The following is a 23,077-nucleotide window of genomic DNA, read 5'->3' as shown; positions in this document are numbered from 1 at the left end:
CGTTTGCTCAGTCGACGCACACCACGACGAACGGAGCCGGGCCCCATGGGCGAGCAGCAGCACGTGAAGTTCCCGCAAGAGGTCATCGACGAGTACGCCGCACTCGGCGTCGACCTGCCCGCCCTGTTCTCCGCCGGGCACCTCGGGACGCGCATGGGTGTCCAGATCGTGGAAGCGTCCGCCGAGCGGGTCGTCGGGACCATGCCGGTGGAGGGGAACACCCAGCCGTACGGGCTGCTGCACGGCGGCGCGTCCGCGGTGCTCGCCGAGACGCTGGGGTCGGTGGGCTCGATGCTGCACGCCGGCAGCTCCAAGATCGCGGTCGGCGTCGACCTCAACTGCACCCACCACCGCGGTGCCCGTGCCGGCCTCGTCACCGGCGTGGCCACGCCCCTGCACCGGGGCCGCTCGACGGCGACGTACGAGATCGTGATCAGCGACGAGGCCGGGCGGCGGGTGTGCAGCGCCCGGCTGACCTGCCTGCTGCGGGACGTGAACCCGAGCGACGGCGAGCAGCTCCGGGCGATGGGCTGAGCCGACTCAGGCAGCCTCTTGCGGCAACTCCCTTGCGGGCAGCGCCCTTTGCCGCCCCGCCCGGCGACCGACCCCCTCGGGCCGGTCCGCGTCGCAAACAACACCCTTGCACCACCCCGCCGTTGAACCCGGACGCCCGGCGGCCTAACGTCAAGGCATGACGTCGGGAGGGGCCCCCAGGAGCGGGGCGGCGCCCGGACTCCCGCTCTCGGCCGCCGGATTGATGGCCGAAAGCGGTGAGCCCGGCAATGCCCAATTCCGTTTTCGTGCCCCATACACGAAAACAGCCGAAGAACTCCGGCCGACTTTCCCGGCTGTAACTCTGCGTAATACGACTGCAATACGGGCCCCCACTTCTCCCGCAGTGCGCACCCTTCCCGCGCGTCCACAGAGACCCTTGGGTAGCCTTCGGCAACGATCCGCGTAATCACCAAAACCTGTGAACACTCGTGAAGGTGCTACGCGCGAACGCTGCAAGTTCTCACTATGTGGACAGGGCGAACCGGCCGGAAATCCACACTTCCCCCCACGGAGTACCGCTCTGCGTTACCCCGTGTCATAACAAGAGCGTCACAGCCTTGGTCAGAGCCTCCTCCATGTTCCCCACCCGCGCTTAGAGTCACGGCCAGTCACGGCGCCATCGGATTCGAACTCACTTCGACCCAGCGCTCGACTCGGCGAGTTCCATGGGGGGCCGCCGTGCCAGGGAAAGGACCTGATTCGTGCGTCAACGTTCGATCATCGCCATAACCGCCGCGCTTGCGGCGGGATCGCTGACTCTCACGGCTTGTGGGTCGCGTGACGACGACGGCGGCAGCAGCAACGGCGACAAGACCACTGTGGTGATCGGTGTCGACGCCCCGCTGACCGGCGACCTGTCGGCGCTCGGCCTCGGCATCAAGAACTCCGCCGACCTGGCCGCCAAGACGGCCAACAAGAAGGAATTCGTCAAGGGCGTCGAGTTCAAGATCGAGGCTCTCGACGACCAGGCGCAGCCGTCCGTCGGCCAGCAGAACGCCCAGAAGTTCATCAGCAACAAGGACGTCCTCGGCGTCGTCGGCCCGCTGAACTCCAGCGTCTCGCAGCAGATGCAGAAGCCGCTCAACGACGCCGGCCTGACCCAGGTCTCCCCCGCCAACACGGGTACCGAGCTGACCCAGGGCGACGGCTGGAAGACGGGCGACTCGGTCCGCCAGTTCAAGACGTTCTTCCGCACGGCCACCACGGACGAGATCCAGGGCGCCTTCGCGGCCGACTACCTGTACAACCAGGCCAAGATCAAGAAGGTCTACCTGATCGACGATCAGAAGACCTACGGCGCCGGCCTCGCTGCCTCCTTCAAGACGAACTTCACCAAGTTCGGCGGCAAGATCGTGGGCACCGACCACATCAACCCCGACGACCGTGACTTCAACGCCGTGGTCGCCAAGATCAAGAAGACCGGCGCCGAGGCCCTCTACTACGGCGGCGAGTACCCGGCCGCCGGCCCGCTGAGCCAGCAGCTCAAGGACAGCGGCCAGAACATCCCGCTCATGGGCGGCGACGGCATCTACTCCGGCGAGTTCCCGAAGCTGAACAAGAAGGCCGAGGGCGACCTCGCCACCTCCGTGGGCAAGCCGGTCGAGCAGCTCGACTCCGCCAAGACGTTCATCAAGGACTACGAGGCAGGCGGCTACGAGGACGCCTACGAGGCGTACGGCGGCCTCACCTACGACGCCACCTGGTCGATCATCGAGGCCGTCAAGCTGGCGGTCGAGGGCAACGACGGCAAGGTCCCGTCCGACGGCCGCAAGGCGGTCCTGGACGCCATGGCGAAGGTCAAGTTCGACGGCGTCACCGGCACCATCTCCTTCGACGAGTTCGGTGACACCACGAACCACACGATGACCGCGTACAAGGTCAAGAGCAACGCGTGGGCGCCCGTGTTCAGCGGCGAGCCCAAGCTGGGCTGAGCAGAGGACGAGTAAACAGCACTCCACAAACACACATTGATCCAGGCCGCGCGGGATCGCCCATCAGCGCTCCCGCGCGGCGCCATATCCGAACCACTCCACGGAGGCCCTGCGGTGAACGAACTGCCGCAACAGCTGGCCAATGGACTCATCCTCGGCGCGATGTACGGACTCATCGCGATCGGCTACACGATGGTCTACGGCATCGTCCAGCTCATCAACTTCGCCCACGGCGAGATCTTCATGGTCGGGGGCTTCGGGGCCCTCACCGTCTGGTTGGTACTCCCCGAGGGCTTCGGCCTCGGGGCAGCAGTCCCCCTCATGATCATCGGCGGCGTCCTCGTATCGGTCGCCATCGGCACCGCGGCGGAACGCTTCGCCTACCGGCCACTGCGCACCGCGCCACGGCTGGCACCCCTCATCACCGCCATCGGCCTGTCCATCGTCCTGCAGCAGGCCGTGTGGATGTGGTACCCGGACGCGAAGAAGGACCACCCCTTCCCGCAGTTCCACGGCGGTCCCATCGAAATACTCGGCGCCAACATCCAGCGCGGTGACCTCTTCGTCCTCATAGCCGCCCCGCTGTGCATGCTCGCCCTCGGCCTGTTCGTCACCAAGACGCGCTCCGGCCGCGGCATGCAGGCCACCGCTCAGGACCCGGACACGGCCAAGCTGATGGGCATCAACACCGACCGCATCATCGTCATGGCGTTCGCCATCGGTGCCGCGTTCGCCGCCGTCGCCGCCGTCGCCTATGGCCTGAAGAACGGCCAGGTCGGCTTCCGCATGGGCTTCCTGATGGGCCTCAAGGCCTTCACGGCGGCCGTGCTCGGCGGTATCGGCAACATCTACGGCGCCATGCTCGGCGGCATCGTCCTCGGCGTCGCCGAGTCCCTCGCCACCGGCTACGTCGGCGACATCCCCGGCATGGACCTCTTCGGCGGCGGCGCCTGGAAGGACGTGTGGGCGTTCGCTCTGCTCATCCTCGTACTGCTGTTCAGGCCACAAGGTCTGCTCGGCGAACGCGTCGCGGATCGGGCGTGATACCCATGACCACCGAGATCCCCATGGACAAGACCACCGACACCGCCAAGGTGTCCACCGCTGCGGCCACCTCGCTCATACCGCTGCCGGAGGTCGCGGCACGCGCGCTCACCGTCGCCGGCTCCGCCGTCGCCCTCGTGGGCACCTTCCTCGCCTGGACCTGGACCAAGGAGTTCCCGGGCAACCTGACCGTCACCGGCTACCCGGGCGGCCTTCAGGTCCTCACCCTCGTCGGCTCCCTGCTCACCCTGCTGTTCGCCCTCTCCGGCTACGGCATCCGTGGCCTGCGCTGGCTCACCCCCGGCGGCAAGAACAGCCCCGTCCTGCTCGCCGCTCTCGGCGTGTTCGGCACCACGGGCTACTCGATCGGCGCGATCACCCAGGAGCTCGGCGGCCTGGTCAACCTGGAGCCGGGTGCCTGGGTCGCCGGCATCGGCGCCCTCATCGCCGTGATCGGCGCCCTCGGCCTCCCGGTCGACCAGCCCTACGACGCCGCGGACCCGACCCCGAACCTCTGGGGCCGTATCCGCCACTCGCTCACCGCACCAGATCCCGGCCGTGCCAAGGACCTGCCCTCCTGGGTGGAGATCCTGATCATCGCCGCGGGCTTCGGCGTCGGCATGTACGTCTTCGCGTACGGCATCGGCACCGAATACTCCGAGCTGTTCATCGGCTTCCTGATCGTCACGGCGTTCGGCTTCACCGCGGTGACCCGCGCGGGCCTGCTCAAGCGGCTCTCGGCGCTCACCGCCAAGCACCGCAACGTGGCCATGACGGCGGCCTTCGTCGCGGCGATCTGCTTCCCCTTCACCCAGACCAACGACCAGTTCGCCCTCATCGGCGCGAACATCCTGATCTTCGCCACGGTCGCGCTGGGCCTCAACGTCGTCGTCGGCCTCGCCGGCCTGCTCGACCTCGGTTACGTCGCGTTCCTCGGCGTCGGCGCCTACGCCGCCGCCCTGGTCTCCGGCTCCCCGCAGTCGAGCATCGGCGTCGAGTTCCCGTTCTGGGCCGCCGTTCTCACCGGCGCCGCCGCCTCGCTGATCTTCGGCGTGGTGATCGGTGCCCCGACCCTGCGGCTGCGCGGCGACTACCTCGCCATCGTGACGCTCGGCTTCGGTGAGATCTTCCGCATCACCATGAACAACCTGAACGGCAACAGCGGACCGGACGTCACCAACGGCTCCAACGGCATCCCCAACATCCCGGACCTGGAGATCTTCGGGTTCAACCTCGGGCTGCCGCACAACGTCCTGGGCACCGAACTCACCCGGTCCGGCAACTACTACCTGCTGATGCTGGCGTGCACGGCGATCGTCGTCCTGGTCTTCCGCCGCTCCGCGGAGTCCCGCATCGGCCGCGCGTGGGTCGCCATCCGCGAGGACGAGACCGCCGCCACCGCGATGGGCATCAACGGCTTCCGCCTCAAGCTCCTCGCGTTCGCGCTCGGCGCCGCCCTCGCCGGCCTCGCCGGCACCGTCCAGGCGCACGTGTCGTACAGCGTCACCCCCGAGCAGTACCAGTTCGCCGGCTCCGTGCCGCCGAACTCGGCCTTCCTGCTCGCCGCCGTCATCCTCGGCGGCATGGGCACCATCAGCGGCCCGCTGATCGGCGCCGCGCTGCTCTACCTGATCCCGGCCAAGCTGCAGTTCATGGCGGAGTACCAGCTGCTGCTCTTCGGCATCGCGCTGATGCTGCTGATGCGCTACCGCCCCGAGGGCCTGGTCGCCGACCGCAGGAAGCAGCTCGAATTCCACGAGACCGGACAGCTCGACGTACCGGAGGACAAGCCATTGCCCGAAGGCGCGACCGGCGTCGCGAAGGCAGGGGCGTGACCGCCATGACCACCACCACGACCGCACCCACCAGCACGACAGTGCTCGACGCCACCGGTGTCACGATGCGCTTCGGCGGTCTGACCGCCGTGCGCGACGTGAACCTCACCGTCAACACCGGCGAGATCGTCGGCCTCATCGGCCCCAACGGCGCCGGCAAGACGACCTTCTTCAACTGCCTCACCGGCCTGTACATCCCCACCGAGGGCAAGGTCGCCTACAAGGGCACCGTCCTGCCGCCCAAGCCGCACCTGGTCACCCAGGCCGGCATCGCCCGAACGTTCCAGAACATCCGGCTCTTCGCCAACATGACCGTTCTGGAGAACGTACTGGTCGGACGGCACACCCGCACCAAGGAAGGCCTCTGGTCGGCCCTGTTGCGCCTGCCCGGCTTCAAGAAGGCCGAGGAGGCGTCCCGGGCCCGGGCCATGGAACTCCTGGAGTTCACCGGTCTCGCCGCCAAGGCCGACCACCTCGCCCGCAACCTGCCCTACGGCGAGCAGCGCAAGCTGGAGATCGCCCGGGCCCTCGCGAGCGAGCCCGGCCTGCTCCTCCTCGACGAGCCCACCGCCGGTATGAACCCGCAGGAGACCCGAGCGGCCGAGGACCTGATCTTCGCCATCCGGGACCAGGGCATCGCCGTCCTCGTCATCGAGCACGACATCCGGTTCATCATGAACCTGTGTGACCGGGTCGCCGTGCTGGTCCAGGGCGAGAAGATCGTCGAGGGCCCCGCGGAGGTCGTCCAGGCCGACGAGCGCGTCATCGCCGCCTACCTCGGTACGCCCTTCGAGGGCGAGCCGGGCAAGGAGGAAGTCGCCGAGGTCGAGGCCGCGGAGGCCGGCGCCGAGGCGCAGAGCAGCACGGAAGGGGACGACAAGTGACCGCACTGCTGGAGGTCGAGGACCTCAGGGTCGCCTACGGCAAGATCGAGGCCGTCAAGGGCATCTCGTTCAAGGTGGAAGCGGGCGAGGTCGTCACCCTCATCGGCACCAACGGTGCCGGCAAGACCACGACCCTGCGCACGCTGTCGGGTCTGCTCCAGCCGCTGTCCGGCGAGATCAAGTTCGACGGCAAGTCGCTGAAGAAGGTCCCCGCCCACAAGGTCGTCTCGCTGGGGCTCGCCCACTCCCCCGAGGGGCGGCACATCTTCCCCCGCATGACGATCGAGGACAACCTCCGGCTCGGCGCGTTCCTGCGCACCGACAAGGAGGCCATCGAGAAGGACATCAAGCGCGCCTACGACCTGTTCCCCATCCTCGGAGAGCGCCGCAAGCAGGCCGCGGGCACCCTCTCCGGCGGTGAGCAGCAGATGCTCGCCATGGGACGGGCGCTGATGTCCCGACCGAAGCTGCTCATGCTGGACGAGCCCTCCATGGGCCTCTCCCCCATCATGATGCAGAAGATCATGGCGACCATTCAGGAGCTCAAGTCCCAGGGCACCACCATCCTGCTCATCGAGCAGAACGCCCAGGCCGCACTCTCCCTGGCCGACCACGGGCACGTCATGGAGGTCGGCAAGATCGTCCTCTCCGGCAGCGGACAGGACCTGCTGCACGACGAGTCGGTGCGCAAGGCGTACCTGGGCGAGGACTGATCGCCCGGCCCGCATGAGTCGAGGCCCGTGCCCCCGGTCAGGGGCACGGGCCTCACTCTTTGCTGCTTCAGTGTGCCGCTTCGGTGTGCCGCTTCGGTGCGTCAGCCCTTGGCGGCCTTCTTCTCGTCGGCGTCCTGGATGACGGCCTCGGCGACCTGCTGCATCGACATCCGGCGGTCCATGGAGGTCTTCTGGATCCACCGGAAGGCGGCGGGCTCGGTCAGCCCGTACTGGGTCTGGAGGATGGACTTGGCCCGGTCCACGAGCTTGCGCGTCTCCAGGCGCAGGGTGAGGTCGGCGACCTCCTTCTCCAGCTCCTTCAGCTCGGTGAACCGCGAGACGGCCATCTCGATCGCCGGCACGACGTCGCTCTTGCTGAACGGCTTGACCAGGTACGCCATGGCACCGGCGTCCCGGGCCCGCTCGACGAGGTCGCGCTGCGAGAACGCGGTCAGCATCAGCACCGGGGCGATGCTCTCCTCGGCGATCTTCTCGGCCGCCGAAATGCCGTCCAGCTTCGGCATCTTCACATCGAGGATGACGAGGTCGGGCCTGTGCTCGCGGGCCAGTTCGACGGCCTGCTCACCGTCTCCGGCCTCACCGACGACGGTGTACCCCTCTTCTTCGAGCATCTCTTTGAGATCGAGCCGGATCAGCGCCTCGTCCTCGGCAATGACGACACGGGTCGTCAGCGGAGGCACGTGCGACTTGTCGTCGTCGGGCGCGTCTACGGGCTGGGGCGACTCGGGGGCGGTCACGGGGGCTCCTCGTTCAGGGGCAGGGGTGCTGCTCCCAGCAGGGTACCTAGCAGCGGGGACGCGCGGAGAGCCGGTACACTTCTCACCGGCCCCCAGCTTGCCCGGTTGGAGGAACTGGTCAGACTCGCGGCACTCAAAATGCCGTGCCCTTTGGGCATGTGGGTTCGAATCCCACACCGGGCACTTATGAAGAAAGCGGAGGATCACGTTCGCGTGGTCCTCCACTTTTTTCCTGCACGCGGTCACGCTCAGTAACAGAGAGTATCCGCATGAACTTTCATGGCACTGAAGTGCGACAGCAGGTCCTCACGCTCCTGCGCGGCGGCGCAAAGAACGCGGACGTCGCTCGCACGTTCAACGTCCCACCCGGCACCATCGCTTACTGGAAGCACCTGGATCGCGCGAAACGCGATGAGTGCCCAGGGAAACACGATCCGAAGTGCCCCCGCTGCGATGGCCGAGATCTCGACACCGCGTCGTACAGCTACCTGCTCGGCCTCTATCTCGGAGACGGCCACATCAGTCACTATTCAGCGCACCGCGTACCCAACCTCATGATCACCTGTACCGAGGCGTGGCCCGGCCTGATGGACGACTGCGAGCAGGCCATGCGCTCGGTCTTTCCAGACAACTCCGTCTGCCGCGTCCGCAAAATCGGCTGCCGCAACGTGAAGGTGTACTCAAAACATCTGCACTGCCTGTTCCCGCAGCATGGACCCGGCAGGAAGCACGAGCGCTACATCACCCTCGAACCCTGGCAGCAGGAGATCGTCGACGCGCACCCCTGGAAGTTCATCCGCGGCCTCATCCACTCCGACGGCTGCCGCATCACCAACTGGACGACCCGTATGGTCGGCGGTGAGCGCAAGCGCTACGAATACCCGCGCTACCTCTTCACCAACGTGTCCGACGACATCCGTCAGCTCTACACGGACACCCTCGACAAGCTCGGCGTCGAGTGGACGCACTGCACGCGTCACGGCCACCCGTACAACATCTCCGTCGCCCGCAGAGCCTCCGTAGCCCTCATGGACACCCACGTAGGCCCCAAGCACTGACCGCACCACAAAGGGCCCCTCGGAAGAGGGGCCCTCCGCCCATTACTTGGGGCTGTCGTCCTCGCCGATGTGATGCACCCGCACCATGTTCGTCGAGCCCGACACACCGGGAGGCGATCCCGCTGTAATGACGACGGTGTCGCCCTTCTTGCAGCGGCCGTATTTCAGCAACAGCTCATCCACCTGGTCGACCATCGCGTCCGTCGACTCGACATGCGGCCCCAGGAACGTCTCCACACCCCACGTCAGATTCAGCTGGGACCGAGTGGCCGGCTCGGGCGTGAAGGCCAGCAGTGGAATCGGCGAGCGGTAGCGGGACAGGCGGCGGGCCGTGTCGCCGGACTGGGTGAAGGCGACCAGGAACTTCGCGCCCAGGAAGTCGCCGATCTCGGCCGCCGCGCGGGCCACCGCGCCGGGCTGGGTGCGGGGCTTGTTGCGTTCGGTCAGGGGCGGCAGGCCCTTGGCGAGGATGTCCTCCTCGGCCGCCTCGACGATCTTCGCCATCGTCCGGACGGTCTCGATGGGGTACTTGCCGACGCTTGTCTCGCCGGACAGCATCACCGCGTCCGTGCCGTCGATGACGGCGTTCGCCACGTCCGACGCCTCCGCCCTCGTCGGGCGGGAGTTCTCGATCATCGAGTCGAGCATTTGCGTCGCCACGATCACCGGCTTGGCGTTGCGCTTGGCCAGCTTGATGGCGCGCTTCTGGACGATCGGGACCTGTTCCAGCGGCATCTCCACGCCCAGGTCGCCGCGGGCGACCATGATGCCGTCGAAGGCGGCCACGATGTCGTCGATCGCCTCGACCGCCTGCGGCTTCTCCACCTTGGCGATCACCGGGAGGCGGCGGCCTTCCTCGTCCATGATGCGGTGGACGTCCTCGATGTCCCGGCCGCTCCGCACGAACGAAAGCGCGATGACGTCGAAGCCCGTGCGCAGCGCCCAGCGCAGGTCCGCCTCGTCCTTCTCCGACAGGGCGGGGACAGACACTGCGACGCCCGGGAGGTTGAGGCCCTTGTTGTCGGAGATCATGCCGCCTTCGACCACCGTCGTGTGGACGCGTGGTCCGTCGACGGAAGTGACCTCCAGGCACACCTTGCCGTCGTCGACGAGGATGCGTTCGCCGGGGATGACGTCCGCGGCGAGGCCGGCGTAGGTGGTCCCGCACTGCTGGCGGTCACCCTCGGCGCCCTCCTCGACCGTGATGGTGAAGGTGTCCCCGCGTTCAAGGAGTACGGGTCCTTCGGTGAAGCGGCCGAGGCGGATCTTCGGGCCTTGAAGGTCGGCGAGGACGCCGACGCTGCGGCCGGTCTCGTCGGAGGCCTTCCGCACGTGCTGGTAGCGCTCCTCGTGATCGGCGTGGCCGCCGTGGCTGAGGTTGAATCGGGCGACGTCCATTCCGGCGTCGACCAGTGCCTTTATCTGGTCGTACGAGTCGGTGGCGGGGCCCAGGGTGCAGACGATTTTCGCTCGGCGCATGTTTCGACTCTATGACTTACCGGCGGGTAGTGAATTGGTGCCGCATGACTACTCAACAACCTTTGCGTGAAGGGCTATTGACAAGTGTTGAATTGTGCACCGGGGTGCTCCGATGAGCGTTCGAAGCACCCCTAAAGGGCTATTCACCGATGCGTTCACAGATGCGGCGGCGCCATGGTGAATCGCGCATTGACCTCGGCATGGACGTGCTGACGCTCGGGTTCGAGGTCGAGAGGGGCGGCGGAGTCCTCTTCCGCGGCGTAGGCCATCGAGCGCATACGGCCACCGCGGGCCTGCGGATAGGCCGGCGGGGCGTTCTCCGCGCCGATGTCGGCGAGTTCCACCAGCGCGGTCAGGGAGGTCCCCAGTGCCTCCGCGTACTCCCGCGCGCGCTGCACGGCCTCCCGTACCGCCTGCTGCCGCGCTTCCCGGTGGGCCGGCGAGTCGGGGCGCAGGGCCCACCAGGGGCCGTCCACGCGGGTGAGCTCCAAGTCGGCCAGGCGTGTCGTGAGTTCACCGAGCGCCGTGAAGTCCGTGAGCTCGGCGGTGATGTGGACGCGGCCGTGATGGGCGTGGATGCGTTCGCCGCGGCCCTTGTCCTTCAGTTCGGGGCTGATGGAGAAGGCGCCGGTCTCCACGCGCTCGACCGCATCGCCGTAGGTCTTGATGAGGTCGAGGACGGCGGTGTTGCGGCGGGTCAGGTCGTCCAGGGCGGCGCGGCGGTCCTTGCCGCGGGAGGCCACGGTGACGCCGATGCGGGCGATCTCGGGGTCGACCTCGAGGTGGGCCTCACCACGGACGGCGATGCGGGGGGCGTCGGGGGTGCCGTAGGGGACGGCGGGCTGAAGTTCTCCTGAGGGGGAGGTCATACGTCCCACTCTGTCATCGCTTGGCCGGCCGGGAGCCCGGCAGTTCACAGCTTCGGTCACCAGATCGAAACGTGCGGGGTCTGTTGCAACTCGCCATGGGCAGGTCAGAATCTACGCGCGTTGTTGACCATTCGCCCAGGAGAAGCACTCATGCCGTTGAACCGCCGTAAGTTCCTGACGAAGTCCGCCGTGACCGGAGCGGGGGTGGCGGTGGCCGGTGCGGTGAGCGCCCCGGCGGCGCAGGCCGCGCAGCCGGCGAAGGGGTCCCGGCCGAAGAAGCGGTACGCGCTGACGGTGATGGGCACGACCGACCTGCACGGCAACATCTTCAACTGGGACTACTTCAAGGACGCGGAGTACTCCGACGCCAAGGGCAACGCGAAGGGCCTGTCCCGGGTCTCGACACTGGTGAACCAGGTCCGCGACGAGAAGGGCCGCCGCAACACGCTGCTCATCGACGCGGGCGACACGATCCAGGGCACCCCGCTGACGTACTACTACGCCAAGGTCGACCCGATCACCGCCAAGGGCGGTCCGGTCCACCCGATGGCGGCGGCGATGAACGCCATCGGGTACGACGCGGTGGCGCTCGGCAACCACGAGTTCAACTACGGCATCGAGACGCTGCGCAAGTTCGAGGACCAGTGCCACTTCCCGCTGCTGGGTGCCAACGCGCTGGACGCGAAGACGCTGAAGCCCGCCTTCCCGCCGTACTTCATCAAGAAGTTCCACGTGCCCGGCGCCCCGTCGGTCAAGGTCGCGGTCCTCGGTCTGACCAACCCCGGCATCGCGATCTGGGACAAGGCGTACGTCGAGGGCAAGATGGTGTTCCCGGGTCTGGAGGAGCAGGCCGCGAAGTGGGTGCCGAAGCTGCGCTCGATGGGTGCGGACGTGGTGGTCGTGTCGGCGCACTCGGGTTCGTCGGGGACGTCGTCCTACGGTGACCAGCTGCCGTACATCGAGAACTCGGCGGCGCTGGTCGCCCAGCAGGTGCCGGGCATCGACGCGATCCTCGTTGGGCACGCGCACACGGAGATCGTGGAGCTGCTGATCACGAACGAGAAGACGGGCAAGACCGTCGTGCTGTCCGAGCCGCTGTGCTATGCCCAGCGACTGACGCTGTTCGACTTCGAGCTGGTCCTCGACAAGGGCTGCTGGAAGGTCGAGTCGGTGAAGGCGACGGTGCGCGACTCGAAGACGGTCGCCGACGACCCGAAGATCACCAAGCTGCTGAAGGACGACCACGACATCGTGGTGGAGTACGTCAACCAGATCGTCGGCACGGCGACCGAGAAGCTGACGACGGTCGACGCCCGCTACAAGGACGCCCCGATCATCGACCTGATCACCAAGGTCCAGGAGGACGTGGTCAAGGCGGCTCTGGCGGGCACGGAGCACGCCTCGCTGCCCGTCATCTCCCAGGCCTCCCCGTTCTCGCGCACCTCGGAGATCCCGGCCGGCGACGTGACCATCCGGGATCTGTCGAGCCTGTACGTGTACGACAACACGCTGGTCGCCAAGCTGATGACGGGTGCGCAGGTCAAGGCGTACCTGGAGTACTCGGCGGAGTACTTCGTGCAGACCGCAGCCGACGCGGCCGTCGACGTCGACAAGCTCACGAACGCCGGCAACCGCCCCGACTACAACTACGACTACGTGTCAGGGCTGTCGTACGAGATCGACGTCGCGCAGGCGGCGGGTTCGCGGATCAAGAACCTGGCCTACAACGGTGCCGCGCTCGACGACGCCCAGAAGTTCGTGTTCGCGGTGAACAACTACCGGGCCAACGGCGGCGGCGCGTTCCCGCACGTGGCGTCGGCTCAGGAGCTGTGGTCGGAGTCGACGGAGATCCGCACCCGGATCGCGGAGTGGGTGACCGCGAAGGGCGTGCTGGACCCGAAGGACTTCGCGTCGGTGGACTGGAAGCTCACGCGGAACGGCACGCCGGTGTTCTAGCCGGAGTCGAACCAACCGGTCAGGAGCCTCAGATCCCGTCCATCAGCGGTGTCAGCACCCTCGGCTGACGCGCCCGCGGGATCCGGGGCTCCTGCTGTGCGAGGCCGAAGGTGGTGAACGCCGTACGGCTGGGCAGCGGGTAGGTCTCCTTGCCGGTGACGGAGTTGAGGATGCTGGCGCTGCGCCAGGCCGCGAGGCCGAGGTCGGGGGTGCCGATGCCGTGGGTGTGGCGCTCGGCGTTCTGGACGTAGACGTTGCAGCCGGAGCCGGTGACGGACGGGTCCATGACCAGGCGGTACTGGTCGTCGATGCGCGGGCGTTCCCGGCTGTCGAGGCGCATGTAGGGGTCGAGGCCGGCGAGGATGCGGGTGAGGGGGCGCTCACGGTAGCCGGTGGCGAGGACGACCGCGTCGGTGGTCAGGCGTGAGCGGGTGTTCTGGTGGACGTGCTCCAGATGGAGCTCCACCTTGGTCGTGGCGATCCGGCCCGCGGTGCGCACCTGCACGCCGGGCGTGAGGACGGTGTCGGGCCAGCCGCCGTCCAGGGTGCGGCGGTAGAGCTCGTCGTGGATGGCGGCGAGGGTTTCGGCGTCGATGCCCTTGTGGAGCTGCCACTGCGAGGCTACGAGGCTGTCGCGGACCGGCTCGCCGAGTGCCTGGAAGTAGCGGGTGTAGTCGGGGGTGAAGTGCTCCAGGCCGAGCTTGGAGTACTCCATGGGCGCGAAGGCCTCGGTGCGCCCGAGCCAGTGCATCCGCTCGCGCCCGGCCGGCCGGCGCCGCAGCAGGTCGAGGAAGATCTCGGCACCGGACTGTCCGGAGCCGATGACGGTGATGTGCTCGGCGGCGAGCAGCCGCTCGCGGTGTTCGAGGTAGTCGGCGGCGTGGATGACCGGGACGGCGGCCGCCTCGACGAGGGGCCTGAGCGGGTCGGGGACATCCGGTTCGGTGCCGATGCCGAGGACGATGTTCTTCGCGTACGTACGGCCGAGCGCCTCGGCTTCTCCGTCCGGGGCGAGCTGGGTGAAGTCGACCTCGAAGACGTCGCGTTCGGAGTTGAAGCGGACCGCGTCGACCTGGTGGCCGAAGCGCAGCCCGGGGAGGTTCTCGCAGACCCAGCGGCAGTAGGCGTCGTACTCGGCGCGCTGGATGTGGAAGCGCTCGGCGAAGTAGAAGGGGAAGAGCCGGTCGCGGGTCCTGAGGTAGCTGAGGAACGACCACGGGCTCGCAGGGTCGGCGAGCGTCACCAGGTCCGCGAGGAAGGGGACCTGGATGCGGGACCCCTCGATGAGAAGGCCCGGGTGCCAGGCGAACGCGGTGCGCTGCTCGTAGAAGACGGCGTCGAGTTCGGCGAGGGGGTGGGCCAGGGCGGCGAGGGAGAGGTTGAAGGGGCCGATACCGATGCCGACGAGGTCGCGGGGGGTCTCGGGGTCCTGGCCCGGGGGGTTGGAGTGCCGGTCGGCTGGGTTGGTCTGCGGGGTCATCCGGGGGTGTTTCCTTCCACCAGTTTCAGGAGGGCGGCCAGGTCGTCCGGGCGCGTGTGGGGATTGAGGAGGGTCGCTTTCAGCCACAGGCGACCGTCTATGCGGGCCCGGCCGAGGACGGCGCGGCCGTCGGTGAGGAGCGTTCGGCGTACGGCGGCGACGGCGTCGTCGGTGGCGTGTGCGGGCCGGAACAGGACCGTGCTGATGGTGGGCTGGTCGTAGAGCTCGAACGCGGGGTGACCGTGGACGAGGTGGGCGAACTCCAGGGCTCTCGCGCAGACTTGCTCGACGAGCCGGCCGAGGCCGCTGCGGCCGAGGGCCCTGAGAGTGACGGCGATCTTGAGGACGTCGGGTCGGCGGCTGGTGCGCAGGGACCGGCCGAGCAGGTCCGGCAGGCCGGCCTCGACGTCGTCGTCGGCGTTGAGGTAGTCGGCGCGGTGGTGGAGCACGGCGAGGCCGCCCGGGTCACGGACGGCGAGGAGCCCCGCGGCGACGGGCTGCCAGCCGAGCTTGTGCAGATCGAGGGTGACGGTGTCGGCGGCGTCCAGGCCGGTGAGCCGCTTGCGGTACCGGTCGCTGAACAGGAGGCCTCCGCCATAGGCGGCGTCGACGTGCAGCCGGGCGCCGTGGGCGGCGCACAGGGCGGCGATCTCGGGGAGCGGGTCGATGAGCCCGGCGTCGGTGGTGCCCGCGGTGGCCGCGACCAGGTGGGGGCCGGGCAGCTGGGTGAGGGCCTCGTCGAGTGCGGCGGGGTCGAGGACACCGGCGGGCGCGGGCACGACGACGGGGTCCGGCAGCCCCAGCAGCCAGGCGGCACGGGGCAGCGAGTGATGAGCGTTCGCCCCGTGCACCAGCCTGACTCCGGCGCCGTGCGCTTCGCGGGCGATCAGGAGGGCGAGTTGGTTGGATTCGGTGCCGCCGGTGGTGATGAGGGCGGTGGGGGGCCGGTGGGGTGGGGTGGCCCGGGGAGCCGGGGTGACGCGGCGCGCCCGCTCCCCTTCCTCGCCGCCGAAGACCTCCCCCGCGAGCGCCCCCGTCACCAGCGCCTCCAGCTCCGACGCGCCCGGCGCCTGGTCCCAGGAGTCCAGGGAGGGGTTGAGGGCGGAGGCGGCCAGATCGGCGGCGGTGGCGAGGGCGAGGGGTGGGCAGTGGAGGTGGGCGGTGCACAGGGGGTCCGCCGGGTCGGCGGCGGCTTCTGCGAAGGCCCGGACGAGGGTGTGGAGTGCGTTCAGGTCGCCCTCGTCCGGCAGCGGGTCCCCGACCGCGGCCCGCATGCGCTCGGCCACCGCGTCCGGGCCGCCCGAGGGCAGAGGGCCCCGGCGTGCGCGGGCGCCCTCGCCCAGCGCGTCGAGCACGGTGTCGAGCAACGGCCGCAGGGCGTGGGAGCCTTCCGGGCCTGAAGCGAGCGACGGCAGCGTGCTCATCGTGGCCTCCCGGGCGCTGGACATGAGGGACTTCCAGCTTGTACGCGGATACGCGATGACGCCCGAAAAGCCCAATGATCGGAACCCGAAAGGGGGTATTTGCGTACGGGGAACGCGTGTCGGAGGCGGCGTGCCGAGGCCGGCGGAGTAAGGGGCGCCTCAGTGCCGGAAGTGGTCCGCATGGTCCGCGGCCCAGCGGGCGAAACTGCGGGCCGGAGTGCCCGTGATCCGCTCCACCGCGTCGGTGATCTCCGGCTGCACGCCTACCGTGGCCTCGAAGGCCTTGAGCAGGTCCTTGACCATGTGCGGCGGAACGAACGGGAACAGCTCGGGGCCGGGCCTGGTCCGGCGGCACCTCGACGAACTGAAGCTCGCGGCCGACGGCCCGCCCGATCGCCTCGACCTGCCCGGCGTTGGATATCGCCTCGGGCCCGGTGAGCAAGGTGGGCGGCGCCCTGGTGGCCGTCGTCGAGGAGAGCCCGTTCGGCGACGGCGGCGATGTCGTCCTCGAGCGGCTGAGGACGGACTGACCGACCTCTGACTCGTCCGAGCCCAGGAAGGAAGATCAGCCCACCGCATCGGCCATGGGAACCAGCGCCGCCCTACGTCGCAGGGCCCAGGCCGTGTCCGCAAAGTCCCGCCTGCCCCGCCCTCCGGGCGAACGACGGGACTTTGCGGACACGACCTAGCCCTTTCGGCCCTCCCGCACCCGCAACGCCCGCGCCAGGTCGTCGAGGTGGTCGGCGAGCCGGCGTCGCAGTGCCGGGACCGGCTCGCCGTCGCGCAGGCACTCCTCGCCCAGCCGCAGGGACTCGGCGTCGACGGCGTACCCCGGGAAGGCGTAGCGGCCGGCGGCGTCGGCGATGGCCGGGCCGCGGCGGGCGGCGACGGCGACCGCGTCCTTGTAGTAGCGCGGCACGTACTGCCGCAGCAGGTCGGTCTGTTCGGGCTGCCAGAAGCCCTGGGCGGTGGCGGTGAACAGGTAGTTGGACAGGGCGGTGGCACCGTCGCCGGCGAACATGGCGTCCCACGCCTTCGCCTTGGCCTCCTCGTCCGGCAGGGCGGCCCGGCAGCGGGCGGCGCCCTCCTGGCCGGTGGCGCTCGGGTCGCGTCCCAGTTCGGCGGCGATGGCGGCCTCGTCCACGGCGCCGAGGACGGCGAGGCGGCCCAGGACGCGCCAGCGCAACTCGGGGTCGAGTTCGGGTCCGCCCGGCACGGTGCCGTCGGCGAGCCATGCGGCGATGGTGTCGGGGTGGGCGGCGACGTCGATGAAGTGGCGTACGGCGATCAGGCGCAGGCCGGGGTTGTCGCCGTCCTCGGTGCGGCGGATCAGGTCGCGGCACAGGGCGGAGAGGGTGGCCAGGGCGGCGGGCCGCTCCTCGGGGGTGAGGTAGCGGTCGGTGACCTGGGCGGCGGCGAAGGCGAGGACGCCCTGGACGATGGCGAGGTCGGTCTCGCGCGGGAGGTGGGCGCGGGCGGCCTCCAGGTAGGCGCCGGCGGCCAGTTCGCCGTCGCGGACGGCGTCGCGCAGGGCGTTCCAGACGACCGCGCGGGTGAGCGGGTCGGGCAGGCCGGCGAGGCTGCTGCGGACGGTCTCGAAGGACCCGGCGTCGAAGCGGACCTTGGCGTAGGTGAGGTCGCCGTCGTTGACCAGCAGCAGGGCCGGGCGCTTGCCGATGGGCTGCGGGGCGCTCTGCGGGACGTCTACGTCGAGGCGTTCGCGCAGCGTGAGGTTGCCGCCGTTGTCGCCGAGGTCCTGGTCGTACAGGCCGACGGTGACGCGGTGCGTGCGGCTGCCGGCGTGGTCGACGGTGAGGGTGCAGGTGCCGTTGTCGCCGGGGGTGACGGCCGGGGTGAGGGTGTCGACGCCGGTGGTGCGCAGCCAGGAGTCGGCCCAGGCGTGGACGTCGCGCTCGGTGGCGGAGGCGAGGGAGTCGATGAAGTCGGCGAGGGTGGCGTTGCCGAACTTGTGGCGGGCGAAGTGGGTGTTGATACCGGCGAGGAAGTCCTTCTCGCCGAGCCAGGCCACCAGTTGCCGCAGCGCGGAGGCGCCCTTGGCGTAGGAGATGCCGTCGAAGTTGAGCATGGCGGCGGCCGTGTCGTCGACGGCCTCGGGGGCCACGGGGTGGGTGGAGGGGCGCTGGTCGGCGTCGTAGCCCCAGGCCTTGCGGGCGATGCCGAAGTCGACCCAGGTGTCGGTGTAGCGGGTGGCTTCGGCGCAGATCTGGTAGCCCATGTACTCGGCGAAGGACTCGTTCAGCCAGATGTCGTCCCACCAGCGCAGGGTGACGAGGTCGCCGAACCACATGTGGGCCATCTCGTGGGCGATGACCATGGCGCGGACCAGCCGCTCGGTGTCCGTGACGGCGGAGCGGTACACGAACTCGTCGCGGAAGGTGACCAGTCCGGGGTTCTCCATCGCGCCGGCGTTGAACTCGGGGACGAAGGCCTGGTCGTAGGAGTCGAAGGGGTAGGGCTCGTCGAACTTCTCGTGGAAGCGGTCGAAGCACTGCCGGGTGACCTGGAAGAGCTCGTCGGTGTCCACGTCCAGGTAGGGGGCGAGGGAGCGGCGGCAGTGCAGGCCGAAGGGCAGGCCGCGGTGCTCGGTGCGCACCGAGTGCCAGGGGCCGGCGGCGACGGCGACCAGGTAGGTGGAGATCGGCGGGGTGGTCGCGGCCTGCCAGCGGCCGGAGCCGAGGTGCTCGGTGACGCCGTTGGCGAGGACGGTCCAGCCCTCGGGGGCGGTGACGGAGAGGTCGAAGACGGCCTTCAGGTCGGGCTGGTCGAAGGCCGGGAAGACCAGCTTGCAGTCGTCCATCGCCAGTTGGGTGTAGACGTAGCTCTCGCCGTCGGTGGGGTCGGTGAAGCGGTGCATGCCCTCGCCGGTGCGGGAGTAGCGCATGGCCGCGTCGACGCGCAGTTCGTGCTCGCCGGCGGTGAGGTTCTTCAGGGGCAGCCGGTTGTCGTCCAGGGTCTCCGGGTCGAGGGGGTGTCCGTCCAGCGTGACGGAGCGCAACTCGGCAGGCTTGATCTCGACGAACGTGTCCGCGTCGGCGCGCGTGGTGAACCTGATGACGGTGCGCGAGTCGAAGGTCGTGTCCCCGGTGGTCAGATCGAGTTCGATCGTGTAGCGGTGGACATCGAGAAGCTGGGCACGGGTCTGCGCTTCGTCGCGCGTCAGTACGGACATGCAGGACATGCTGCCTGATGCCGCTGACAAGGCACAGGGGTGGATCACTACGTACGTTATGTCCGGTTCCCCGCCGGGGTGTCGCGCTGTGGCGGAAGGCGGGCGTCCGGGTGGGGCAGGGCGGGGCGCGGTCCGGGTTCTTCGACCTCGGCGTGGCCCTTGACCAGGGCGCGTAACTCCCGGACCTCCGCCTCCAGTGCGCGGTGGCGCTCGTGGGCGTCGTACAGGTAGCGGACCTTGGTGCGCAGCGCCCACGGGTCGATGGGCTTCAGGACGAGGTCGGCGACGCCGAGCCGGAAGGCGGTGGAGGTCAGTTCCTGGTCCGCGCCGAAGCCGGTGAGGAGGATGACCGGTATGTGCTGGGTCTGCTCCACCCGCCGCATGTAGCGCACGACGTCCAGGCCGCTGACGCCGGGCATGCGCACGTCCAGCAGCAGGAGGCCGACCTTTCCGCGGAGCACCTGCTTGAGCGCCTGGTCACCGCTGGTGGCCCGGGCCAGCAGGTACCCCAGCGGGGCCAGGGCACTCTCCAGCGCGTACAGCGTGTCCTCGTGATCGTCGACGATGAGGATCTTGGCATCCGACGGCATGGCCCGACGTCCCTCCCGCGTGGACATCCAGGGTATGTCCGGGGCGCTGACGGGGAGTGCGTGTCAGCTGACATGCGGTGCACAGCGCAGCATGCACCGCCCGGAGCGCCGTGTCACTCCCTCGGGGAGGGTCTGTCTGCATCCCGTCGTCCCGGTCGGGCTCTAGGAGCGATTCGGCGTGGACGCGGAGCCGTTGACGGTGTCCTCGGCGATGCTCTCGTGGTGCCTGATGACCTCGGCGATGATGAAGTTGAGGAACTTCTCCGCGAAGGCCGGGTCCAGCTTGGCGTTCTCGGCGAGGGTGCGCAGGCGGGCGATCTGGCGGGCCTCGCGGGCCGGGTCCGCGGGCGGGAGCTGGTGCCCGGCCTTGAGGAGGCCGACCTGCTGGGTGGCCTTGAAGCGCTCGGCGAGCATGTGGACGACGGCCGCGTCGATGTTGTCGATGCTGTCGCGCAGCCGGGCGAGCTCTTCACGGACGGCCGGGTCGACGTCGCCGGGGGACGTGTTGCTGGTCATGAGCGCCCAGCCTACGGGTCCGCTCAGGTGGTCGTTCGTTCGATCACGGGTGGATCGTCGGGGTCGGGGACCTGGTTGCTCCAGCCGCCCGGGACGGTCCGGCCCTGCTGGGCGCGGAAGCGGACCGGGGCCATGCCGACGCGGCGGGTGAACAGGCGGGAGAAGTAGGCGGGGTCGTCGTAGCCGACGCGGCGGGCGACGGCGGCGACGGGCAGTTCGGTGGCGGCGAGCAGTTCCTTGGCGCGGCCCAGACGGATGCCGAGCAGATAGTCCTTGGGGCTGCAGCCGGCGCCGCGCCGCACGGCGGTGCGCAGTTCGGCGAGGGTCATGCCGTGCCGGGCGGCGTGGTCGGCGACCGTCAGCGGCAGGCACGCGTCGCGTGCGAGGGCCTTGAGGACCTGGTCGCCGTCGGGGGCGAGGTCGGCGCGGGCGCGGCGCAGGGCGACGAGGAGCTCGTGGACGGCGGCGCCGGTCTCCACCTCCAGCAGGGGGTTGTCGCGGCGCGCGGCGCGGGCGATGCGCCCGATGACGGCACGTGGGCCGGCGGCGTCGGACAGCGGCACGACGGGCCTGCCGGGCTCGATGTAGCCGAGTTCGGTGTACGTCGGCGCGGCGGGCCCGGTGAAGTCGACGAAGCCCTCGTCCCAGCCGGTGCCGGGGTCGGGCGCGTAGTGGTGCGGCATGCCGGGGGTCAGCCACAGCAGCGCGGGCGCGGTGACGGTCGTACGGCGGCCGTCGGGGGCGGCGTACCAGCCGGCGCCGGTACTGATCACGACGGCGACATGGTGGTCCAGGACCCTCGGTCCGACGGTCGGCAGGGCGCCGTACTGGAGGCCCACGCCGAGGCAGACGAGGCCGAGGCGATGGTGGGCGGGGCCGGGCGTGAAGAAACGCATCCAGGTGTGATACATCCGCGTGCCCGCCTCCCGTCCGCTCCTTCGGTCCAAGCAGCGCCGATCTTTGTCCATGGACCCTGACCTGCGCCAGAGGCGAGGGTGGGCGCATGAGCGAGTTCACGGTGGGGGACGAAGACTTCCTGCTGGACGGGCGGCCGGTGCGGCTGCTGTCCGGCGCGCTGCACTACTTCCGGGTGCACGAGGCGCAGTGGGGGCACCGGCTGGCGATGCTGCGGGCGATGGGGCTCAACTGCGTGGAGACGTACGTGCCGTGGAACCTGCACGAGCCGAGGCCGGGCCGGCACCGGGACGTGGGGGCGCTCGGCCGGTTCCTGGACGCGGCCCGGGAGGCGGGGTTGTGGGCGATCGTGCGGCCGGGGCCGTACATCTGCGCCGAGTGGGAGAACGGCGGGCTGCCGTACTGGCTGACGGCCGAGATGGGCGCACGCGCGCGTACGCGTGACGAGCGCTACCTGGGGCGCGTGGCGAGCTGGTTCCGGCATCTCCTGCCCGAGATCGTGCCCCGGCAGCTGGACCGCGGCGGCCCGGTGATCATGGTGCAGATCGAGAACGAGTACGGCAGTTACGGTTCCGACGCGGTGTACCTGCGATGGCTGGCCGACCTGCTGCGGGCCGAGGGAGTCACGGCTGCGCTGTTCACGTCGGACGGCCCCGAGGACCACATGCTCTCCGGCGGCTCCGTCCCGGGGGTCCTGGCGACGGTGAACTTCGGCTCCCACGCGCGAGAGGCGTTCGAGACGCTGCGCCGGCACCGCCCCGACGGCCCGCTGATGTGCATGGAGTTCTGGTGCGGCTGGTTCGACCACTGGGGCGGCGAGCACGTCGTACGGGATCCCGGGGACGCGGCGGCGGCGCTGCGGGAGATCCTGGAGTGCGGGGCGTCGGTCAACCTGTACATGGCGCACGGCGGCACGAGCTTCGCGGGCTGGGCGGGCGCCAACCGGGGCGGCGGCGCGCTGCACGACGGGCCGCTGGAGCCCGATGTGACGTCGTACGACTACGACGCCCCGATCGACGAGTACGGCCGCCCCACGGAGAAGTTCTGGGCCTTCCGTGAGATCCTCGCCGACCACGCCGCCGGCCCCCTGCCCGAAGTCCCGCCCGCGCCCGCGCCGTTGGGTGCGCCGGCCGAGGCGGTGCTGACCGACTGGGCGCCCCTGAGTGACGTACTGGAGACGCTGGGCGGCCCGGAGACATCCGGCCCCGTCCCGCCCGTCTTCGAGGAACTGGGCGTCGGGCGGGGCCTGGTGCGGTACGAGGTGACGGTGCCGGGGCCGCGGCAGCCGTATCCGCTGACGGTGCGCGGGCTGCGGGACCTCGCCGTGGTGTACGTCGACGGGGAGCGGGCCGGGGTGCTCACGGAGGACGACGCGTGCCTCAAGGAGCCTGTCGCGGGGCACGCGCGCGTGGAGCTGTGGGTGGAGTCCCTGGGGCGGGTGAACTACGGGCCGCGGCTGGGCGAGCCCAAGGGGATCACCGGGGGCGTCCTGCACGAGCGGCAGTATCTGCACGACGTACGCGCGCGTGGGCTGCGTCTGGAGGCGCTGGACGAGATCGAGAGCGTCCGGGCGGTGCCGTCGCGGGAGCTGCCCGAGGACGGTGCCCCGGGGCTGTACCGGGGCACCGTCATGGTGCGGGGCGCCGGTGACGCCCGTCTGGAGCTGCCGGGCCGGACCCGGGGGTTCGTGTGGATCAACGGCTTCAACCTCGGCCGCTACTGGTCCACCGGCCCGCAGTGCTCGCTGTACGTCCCTGGGCCCGTCCTGAGGGAGGGCGGCAACGACGTGTGGCTGCTGGAGCTGGAGGGGACGACCCGGTCCGGCGAGGCGCAGGCGGCCCCCGTTCTCCGGGCCGTCTGACGCCCGCGGGTGCTGCGGC

General features: G+C 69.6%; 19 protein-coding genes and 1 tRNA gene. 10 read left to right on the top strand and 10 right to left on the bottom strand.

Annotated elements, in window-relative coordinates; genetic code table 11:
• The first annotated feature begins 45 nt into the window (after positions 1 to 45).
• The 6 genes from OHT51_RS31690 to OHT51_RS31665 all read left to right on the top strand — a co-directional run bounded on the left by OHT51_RS31690 (position 46) and on the right by OHT51_RS31665 (position 6,962).
• Positions 46 to 534, top strand: a complete 489-nt coding sequence (locus OHT51_RS31690) for a PaaI family thioesterase (RefSeq protein WP_328428441.1) — start codon at positions 46 to 48, stop codon at positions 532 to 534.
• A gap of 722 nt (positions 535 to 1,256) precedes the next feature.
• Positions 1,257 to 2,486 (top strand): branched-chain amino acid ABC transporter substrate-binding protein, encoded by a 1,230-nt coding sequence (locus OHT51_RS31685; RefSeq protein WP_384183197.1) that lies wholly within the window; start codon positions 1,257 to 1,259, stop codon positions 2,484 to 2,486.
• Positions 2,487 to 2,600: 114 nt separating this feature from the next.
• On the top strand, positions 2,601 to 3,530 hold the full coding sequence (locus OHT51_RS31680; protein WP_328882327.1) for a branched-chain amino acid ABC transporter permease: 930 nt from the start codon (positions 2,601 to 2,603) through the stop codon (positions 3,528 to 3,530).
• A 23-nt stretch (positions 3,531 to 3,553) separates the two neighbouring features.
• Positions 3,554 to 5,365: a branched-chain amino acid ABC transporter permease gene (locus OHT51_RS31675; protein WP_328884508.1), complete on the top strand. Its 1,812-nt coding sequence runs from the start codon at positions 3,554 to 3,556 to the stop codon at positions 5,363 to 5,365.
• A 5-nt stretch (positions 5,366 to 5,370) separates the two neighbouring features.
• Entirely contained in the window at positions 5,371 to 6,249 is an 879-nt protein-coding gene (locus tag OHT51_RS31670) for an ABC transporter ATP-binding protein (protein WP_328882326.1), read from the top strand.
• Positions 6,246 to 6,962, top strand: a complete 717-nt coding sequence (locus OHT51_RS31665) for an ABC transporter ATP-binding protein (protein ID WP_328882325.1) — start codon at positions 6,246 to 6,248, stop codon at positions 6,960 to 6,962. The genes OHT51_RS31670 and OHT51_RS31665 overlap by 4 nt, the downstream gene beginning before the upstream one ends.
• 101 nt (positions 6,963 to 7,063) lie before the next feature.
• On the opposite strand, the gene OHT51_RS31660 is transcribed toward OHT51_RS31665, so the two are convergent.
• Entirely contained in the window at positions 7,064 to 7,720 is a 657-nt protein-coding gene (locus OHT51_RS31660; RefSeq protein ID WP_328882324.1) for an ANTAR domain-containing response regulator, read from the bottom strand.
• A 99-nt stretch (positions 7,721 to 7,819) separates the two neighbouring features.
• On the opposite strand from OHT51_RS31660, the gene OHT51_RS31655 reads away from it, so the two are divergent.
• Together OHT51_RS31655 and OHT51_RS31650 are read left to right on the top strand one after the other, a co-directional pair.
• Positions 7,820 to 7,903 (top strand) — tRNA-Leu (locus tag OHT51_RS31655).
• 86 nt (positions 7,904 to 7,989) lie between these two features.
• Positions 7,990 to 8,778, top strand: a complete 789-nt coding sequence (locus OHT51_RS31650; protein WP_328882323.1) for a helix-turn-helix domain-containing protein — start codon at positions 7,990 to 7,992, stop codon at positions 8,776 to 8,778.
• A 42-nt stretch (positions 8,779 to 8,820) separates the two neighbouring features.
• On the opposite strand, the gene pyk is transcribed toward OHT51_RS31650, so the two are convergent.
• On the bottom strand, positions 8,821 to 10,257 hold the full coding sequence (gene pyk / locus OHT51_RS31645; RefSeq protein ID WP_328882322.1) for a pyruvate kinase: 1,437 nt from the start codon (positions 10,255 to 10,257) through the stop codon (positions 8,821 to 8,823).
• 155 nt (positions 10,258 to 10,412) lie between these two features.
• Complete coding sequence (locus tag OHT51_RS31640) at positions 10,413 to 11,126, bottom strand: SIMPL domain-containing protein (RefSeq protein WP_328882321.1); 714 nt, start codon at positions 11,124 to 11,126, stop codon at positions 10,413 to 10,415.
• 150 nt (positions 11,127 to 11,276) lie between these two features.
• Between OHT51_RS31640 and OHT51_RS31635 the strand changes: the two genes are divergently transcribed.
• Positions 11,277 to 13,082, top strand: a complete 1,806-nt coding sequence (locus tag OHT51_RS31635) for a bifunctional metallophosphatase/5'-nucleotidase (protein WP_328882320.1) — start codon at positions 11,277 to 11,279, stop codon at positions 13,080 to 13,082.
• A gap of 28 nt (positions 13,083 to 13,110) precedes the next feature.
• Here the strand turns inward: OHT51_RS31635 and OHT51_RS31630 are convergent, their stop codons facing one another.
• The 7 genes from OHT51_RS31630 to OHT51_RS31600 all read right to left on the bottom strand — a co-directional run bounded on the left by OHT51_RS31630 (position 13,111) and on the right by OHT51_RS31600 (position 21,193).
• Entirely contained in the window at positions 13,111 to 14,562 is a 1,452-nt protein-coding gene (locus OHT51_RS31630) for a lysine N(6)-hydroxylase/L-ornithine N(5)-oxygenase family protein (RefSeq protein ID WP_328882319.1), read from the bottom strand.
• A complete protein-coding gene (locus tag OHT51_RS31625; protein WP_328882318.1) occupies positions 14,559 to 15,986 on the bottom strand; it encodes a pyridoxal phosphate-dependent decarboxylase family protein in 1,428 nt (475 codons plus the stop codon). The genes OHT51_RS31630 and OHT51_RS31625 overlap by 4 nt, the downstream gene beginning before the upstream one ends.
• 159 nt (positions 15,987 to 16,145) lie before the next feature.
• A complete protein-coding gene (locus OHT51_RS31620; RefSeq protein ID WP_328882317.1) occupies positions 16,146 to 16,289 on the bottom strand; it encodes a hypothetical protein in 144 nt (47 codons plus the stop codon).
• 382 nt (positions 16,290 to 16,671) lie between these two features.
• Positions 16,672 to 19,176 carry an aminopeptidase N gene (gene pepN / locus OHT51_RS31615; protein WP_328882316.1) on the bottom strand — a complete coding sequence of 835 codons (2,505 nt, stop codon included), beginning with the start codon at positions 19,174 to 19,176 and terminating at the stop codon, positions 16,672 to 16,674.
• Positions 19,177 to 19,232: 56 nt separating this feature from the next.
• Positions 19,233 to 19,766 (bottom strand): response regulator, encoded by a 534-nt coding sequence (locus OHT51_RS31610; RefSeq protein WP_328882315.1) that lies wholly within the window; start codon positions 19,764 to 19,766, stop codon positions 19,233 to 19,235.
• 162 nt (positions 19,767 to 19,928) lie between these two features.
• Complete coding sequence (locus OHT51_RS31605) at positions 19,929 to 20,282, bottom strand: chorismate mutase (RefSeq protein WP_328882314.1); 354 nt, start codon at positions 20,280 to 20,282, stop codon at positions 19,929 to 19,931.
• A gap of 23 nt (positions 20,283 to 20,305) precedes the next feature.
• The gene (locus OHT51_RS31600; RefSeq protein WP_328882313.1) at positions 20,306 to 21,193 is read right to left on the bottom strand and encodes a helix-turn-helix domain-containing protein; all 888 of its coding nucleotides are present in this window, start codon (positions 21,191 to 21,193) and stop codon (positions 20,306 to 20,308) included.
• 92 nt (positions 21,194 to 21,285) lie between these two features.
• Here OHT51_RS31600 and OHT51_RS31595 point away from each other — a divergent pair, with 92 nt between their 5' ends.
• Entirely contained in the window at positions 21,286 to 23,058 is a 1,773-nt protein-coding gene (locus OHT51_RS31595; protein ID WP_328882312.1) for a glycoside hydrolase family 35 protein, read from the top strand.
• The last annotated feature ends 19 nt before the right edge of the window (positions 23,059 to 23,077 follow it).

It is taken from the genome of Streptomyces sp. NBC_00299, assembly GCF_036173045.1.
GTDB classification, from domain to species: Bacteria; Actinomycetota; Actinomycetes; order Streptomycetales; family Streptomycetaceae; genus Streptomyces; species Streptomyces machairae.
This window is presented reverse-complemented; position numbering and strand designations above follow the sequence as displayed.